Origin of the sequence: Pseudomonas sp. 008 (assembly GCF_016861935.1) — a bacterium.
Lineage (GTDB): Bacteria > Pseudomonadota > Gammaproteobacteria > Pseudomonadales > Pseudomonadaceae > Aquipseudomonas.
In genome coordinates this window covers 1-4,838 of the sequence record NZ_BOMA01000035.1, presented here as the reverse complement: position 1 = coordinate 4,838, position 4,838 = coordinate 1, and the positions used below count along the sequence as shown (strand labels likewise).

Sequence of the window (4,838 nt, the reverse complement as noted above, 5' to 3'; positions counted from 1 at the left end):
TTTTTTTTTGGGGGGGGATCGCCTTTTGCGCCCCACCTTTCGCAAAAACTAATCGATGACTTTAGCTGCTTTTAGTTGCCTAACTGGATCCCAGTCAGTGGGTTTTAGCTGATGTTTACTCCACCATTGCATCCCCTCAGAAATCCATTTTTTACGTAAATCAGCGTGAGCTACTGTCGAGTCATCATATCCAAATTCCGTTCCACAACATGGACAAATATTATACGAAGCGCAGCCAAAACCATCATATGCGGCCTCATTAAGATCAGGATACCTACAGACCGGACAAATATATGTTTTATTACTATTGAGCATTGAAATAGTCCAAATTAGATCCCTTCCCATGCACTGCTGGATCAGGTTTTTAATATGTGCGAATACTTCCCCCGCTCGATACGACACCAAACTCATCTGTAGTCGGGTTATAACGTACGATATCTCCGTTACAAACAAATAAATCCGTCCCCTTTTCTCTTTGACTTGAGACCGGCTAATGGGCGGCCCCTTTTCTTCTTTTTCCCACCCTCACGGTGCCCCCCTAGCAAAATAAATCCTCTCCGTTACGGACATCCGCCGTCAGTGAAATTCAATAGCATCGAGAATAGCTTGCAACTTTACCGGATCAGCAGCACCACCAAAGTAGTATTCATTACCGCCAAAATCTTTGAGATCCTCAGGGGTTCCCTTCCAATAAAGCACATAATAAATCTCATCCAAAACTTCTTCCAAGGCGCCACCATCTTGAAATGTTGACACGCGAATATAAGGACCATATACCTCATCCATTTGGACCAAAATTCGCTCACCAGTTTTTGAGTCAATCATCTCATCAGTCCCATTTAATACTATCAAACCACTCTAACTCCGCTTTAGTCGGAGCTCGCTTATCACCTTGTTTATTAACAGCGTCGTCAAATTTTACTGGTCTAGTGCGACCTGGAACATAAGGATTACTCTCTGTTTCCTTAACTCTAGTTCGCGTCATATCAAACTCGGTGCCATCCTTGAATACTATTTTTACACCAGGCTCCCCCGGTTGACCACCTAGACGGGTTTCATTTTTTGTTGTTCTTGTCGTAATGGTCCCAATCTCTTTCGGTGTAGTTGCTCCCTTTCCAGCTCCTAGACCAGGAATAATTCCGATGCCCATTTTTACAAAATCTGCAGCAACCCTAGTCAGGGCGCTACCGTTCAAAGAACTCACATCAGCCGCCATGGACCCTGCTGAGCTTAGATTCCCCTCCTGTATATGACCTACGTAGAAAGCTGCCCCCCCCTTATCTTCAGCTCTCAGTTGCTCAATCAGTGCTGTCAGTTTCTGATCATCATCCACCAGGCCATGAGCAATTGCTTGACAGATTTCGGGGGACCGCTTGCAAAGCTCATCACGCTCCAGCTCACGCTGGTCGTCGAGGGCGGCGTATCGATCTCTAACGGCTCGCTTTTCCTCCTCGGTCTCCTTGCTGTCCATTTCCGCCAGCATTTCTTTCACCTCACGGTGATAGAGATAGTTGTAGGTCGTGGCATTCTCCGCAATGTTGGCTCCCTGCTGAAGATCCCCATCTACCGCCGCAGCAGCCACAAGCCCCGTCAACTGCGACATCATTACTTGCAATTGATCGTTGCCATTCGCAAGGCTGATCAGCTGATTCATCATCGCTTCGTTGAGCCCCGCCGCCGCTGCGCCAGTGGCAAAATCGCCCCCCATCGCCTTCGATAGCAAGCCGCCCATCAACGCATGAGCGACTACTTTCTCGAGACTGCCTTCCGGGAACTTGATCGTAATGTCGCCAATCCAGTTAAACCCGGTAGCCATGGCCACATTGCCCGCCTCCCCCACCAGTGCCGCACCGAGGTTGTCGCCAAAACTGCCGCCCCCAATGGCGGTTGAGATGCCGCTGGAAATCACCGCACGCCCAGCCAACCGTGTCGCAATGTCGGTGAAGTTGGTACTGGTGAGAATGGACTTTGTACCTTCCGACGCACCGGCAAACCAATTGGCGTCCGCGTAATCGAGCATGCCCGCAGTAAATCCAGCAATGGCGGCGCCTTTGAGGCTGTCAGCACTGAATGTTTCCTTGAATGCCGCGCCCAGGTTGCCTTTATTACTGATGGTGCTGGTGACCGCAGTGGTCGCCAGGCTGGTGACAACTGCTCCCCCGGCGCCAGCGCCCACCAAGCCCAGTCCCGCCGGCCCCATGATGAAAGACATCAGGATGGCGATGGCGATTTTTGCGCCGGCACCAAGCCCTGAGGTGTCGTACTTAAAGCTCTCGTGAATCTCCTTCACCTGACGCCAGTTGATGTCGCCTCGAGCCTCAGCCTCTTTCATCCAGGCAAGGGCCGGGTCGGCTTTCACCATGGCGTCAATGGTCTGGCTGACGCTTTGCTGGTCGACTTGTTTGATGTCGATGCTGATCTGGCCAGCCGCTTTGATCACCAGTCGTCCCTGGGCGACGAGTTGACTCTGACGGAGGGTTTCATCCGTGGTGCCCGAACCTTTGGCCTTAAACCAGGCCAGATCCCCATCGCTTTTGGTATGGCTCTCGTCGTGAAGGTCCTTCACGCCTTCAAACGTGATGTTTCCACCACTGTCCAGCGTGATGTCCTTGCCACTCTCCAGCTTCGCCACCTGATACCGCTGATCCCCACCGCTGGCCAAGGTCAGGTTGCCCCCGGTGGAGATTTCACTGCCGATGTATTTCACATCGGTCACTTCATCGCGTTTGGTTTTCTTCGCGCCGAAGGAGCCCTTTTTCTTCATGTCATACAGCGAGTAGTCGCTGTCTTTCGCCGCAAGAATATCGAGGTTGTCACCCGCCACCAGGTACGCCTCATCCCCTGCGCTAATGCGGCTGGAGATAACCGCGAGATCCTTACCGGCATCCAACTTCACGTTGCCACCCGCCCTGACACCCGACATGACCTGGCTGACGTGGTCTTCCTGCCTGGTGAGTTTTTTGCTCTTGGACAGGGAGTGCTCTTCATCCGCTGCCGAGCTGATGGTCAGGTTGTCGGTCGCCGTCATGGAGATGTCGCGCTTGGCATCGATCTGGCTGGCGACCGCCGCGATATCCCGGCCGGCCTCCACTGCCAAATCCCGCCCGGCACTCACACTCGCGCCCAGCTGCTTGGTGCTGCTGGTACTGATGCGGCTGTTGGTCGTGTCGTTGGTGGCCACCACCGCCGAGGTCACGGCCACGTCGCGCCCGGCACTCAAGGCCATATCACGGCCACTGCTCAGCACACCGCCAGCGTTGGCAATGTCGCGACCCGCCGACACACTCAGGTCGTTGGCCGCTTCGATGCGCGCCGCGCTGTCGGCGTAGTCGATGTGCTTGTTGCCAAAACGGGTGTTGCTGTCCATCGCGGTGACGGTCCGCTCGTTGAGCACATCACCTCGGGTCGCCGTCACGCTCACATCGCGACCCGCAAGAATGCCGCCCGACTTGTTGACAACGTCATTACCCGCCAGCACGTCCAGGCGATTACCCGCCTGAATCAGACCGCTGCTGACCAAGTCCTTGCCCGCCGTCGCCGACAGGTTATGGGTGGCGCGCAGCGTGCCGACGTTATCGAGGTTCTGACCGGCGATCAGCGTCACGTCGTTGCCGGCGATCAGCGCACCGGTCGGGCCGAGGCGGCCTTCGGCCTGGGCCAGATACAGCACCGGCACCAGCACTTTTTCGCCATTCACTTCGTGCTCTTCGAGCCGACGATGTCGTGGGTCAGGGCCGCGACTTGTTGCGAGGTCAGGCTGACACCCACCGACAGATTGAGGGCGTCCTTGCTGGCGATGGCGTTGTTCATCAGGTACTTGAACAGGCCTTCGTCGCTGGTTTGGCCGTCGATGTAGCGCTGGCCGGTGCGGGCGACGACCGCTTGCTGGATCAGGCGCTGTTCGTAGAGGCCGTCACCCAGGCGTTTGGCGCTGGTGTCCGGGTTGTAGCCGAGGTTGCTCAGCAGGTAATCCGAACTCATGAACTGCTTGAGGTCGGTGAGTACCGGATTGGTTTCGATCAGGTATTTGTGCGGCTGGGATTTGCCGGCGCTATTTGGCAGGCCTTGCACGCGGTTGAGCGTGACCGGCGCACTGGTGGACGCGGTGACAGTGGCGCCGGTGAGGGTCCAGTCTTGTGGGCCAGTGCCGGTCGGGTGGGTGCTGCCTTCCTGACTCAAACGGAACAAGCCGTTCTGGCCGAGGGGCAGGCTGAAGCCGGGCAGCGTCAGCGGGTTGACTTGTTGTTGGGCCAGGTCGGGGGCGAGTTGCGCGTTGATGGAGATCGGCGTCGAGTAGCCACTACCCGCGCCGGTGTCGGTTTGGGTACGACCCGCCGCCACATAGGCATATGTACGGGTGAACCACGCTGTTGTTAATGTTCTCGGCGGCATCGAGGGTGATATTTCCACCCGCCTGGATGACATCCAGGGACTCGCCGCTGATGACGTGAGTGCGTGTTTTGAGAGAAATCAGGGACAGACCACGTTTAAATCGAAAGAGCTCTGCCCTGCTCCCAAAAAACGTGGTCTGTCCCCGTTTATTCCCCTGCTCCCAAAAAACGTGGTCTGTCCCCGTTTATTCCCTGATCTCAGCTTTGGCTAACTACATCATTTGTTTAACGGGGTTGCAGGCCCGTGAAGCGGGTCATGAACATCGCTTTCAAAGCAATAGCCTTAAACGCCGACGGGTGTTGTCGCTGTGGCGGCTGGGTTTGGAATACTGGCGTAGCGGACGCGGCTCGAACTCTCGAAAAACCTTGGAGAGACTTGAGCACGTATTGCGAGCCGAGGTACATCAACAGGCGCAGGCGCTGGGGTAGATTTGTGGGGATCCCTCA

General features: G+C 55.5%; 2 protein-coding genes and 2 pseudogenes. 1 reads left to right on the top strand and 3 read right to left on the bottom strand.

Annotated elements, in window-relative coordinates:
* Positions 1–48 precede the first annotated feature (48 nt).
* The 3 genes and pseudogenes from JUI81_RS31495 to JUI81_RS31485 all read right to left on the bottom strand — a co-directional run.
* On the bottom strand, positions 49–315 hold the full coding sequence (locus tag JUI81_RS31495; RefSeq protein ID WP_081625803.1) for a hypothetical protein: 267 nt from the start codon (positions 313–315) through the stop codon (positions 49–51).
* A 261-nt stretch (positions 316–576) separates the two neighbouring features.
* Entirely contained in the window at positions 577–825 is a 249-nt protein-coding gene (locus JUI81_RS31490; RefSeq protein ID WP_155944825.1) for a hypothetical protein, read from the bottom strand.
* 4 nt (positions 826–829) lie between these two features.
* A pseudogene (locus tag JUI81_RS31485) lies at positions 830–4,423 on the bottom strand (DUF637 domain-containing protein); the annotation flags it as partial.
* A gap of 160 nt (positions 4,424–4,583) precedes the next feature.
* Here JUI81_RS31485 and JUI81_RS31960 point away from each other — a divergent pair.
* A pseudogene (locus JUI81_RS31960) lies at positions 4,584–4,820 on the top strand (IS4 family transposase); the annotation flags it as partial.
* Positions 4,821–4,838 lie beyond the last annotated feature (18 nt).

What these genes read in the sequence shown, in the direction of transcription:
- JUI81_RS31495 (WP_081625803.1), bottom strand. Translation starts at nt 315, where the DNA reads ATGCTCAATAGTAATAAAACATATATTTGTCCGGTCTGTAGGTATCCT.
- JUI81_RS31490 (WP_155944825.1), bottom strand. Translation starts at nt 825, where the DNA reads ATGATTGACTCAAAAACTGGTGAGCGAATTTTGGTCCAAATGGATGAG.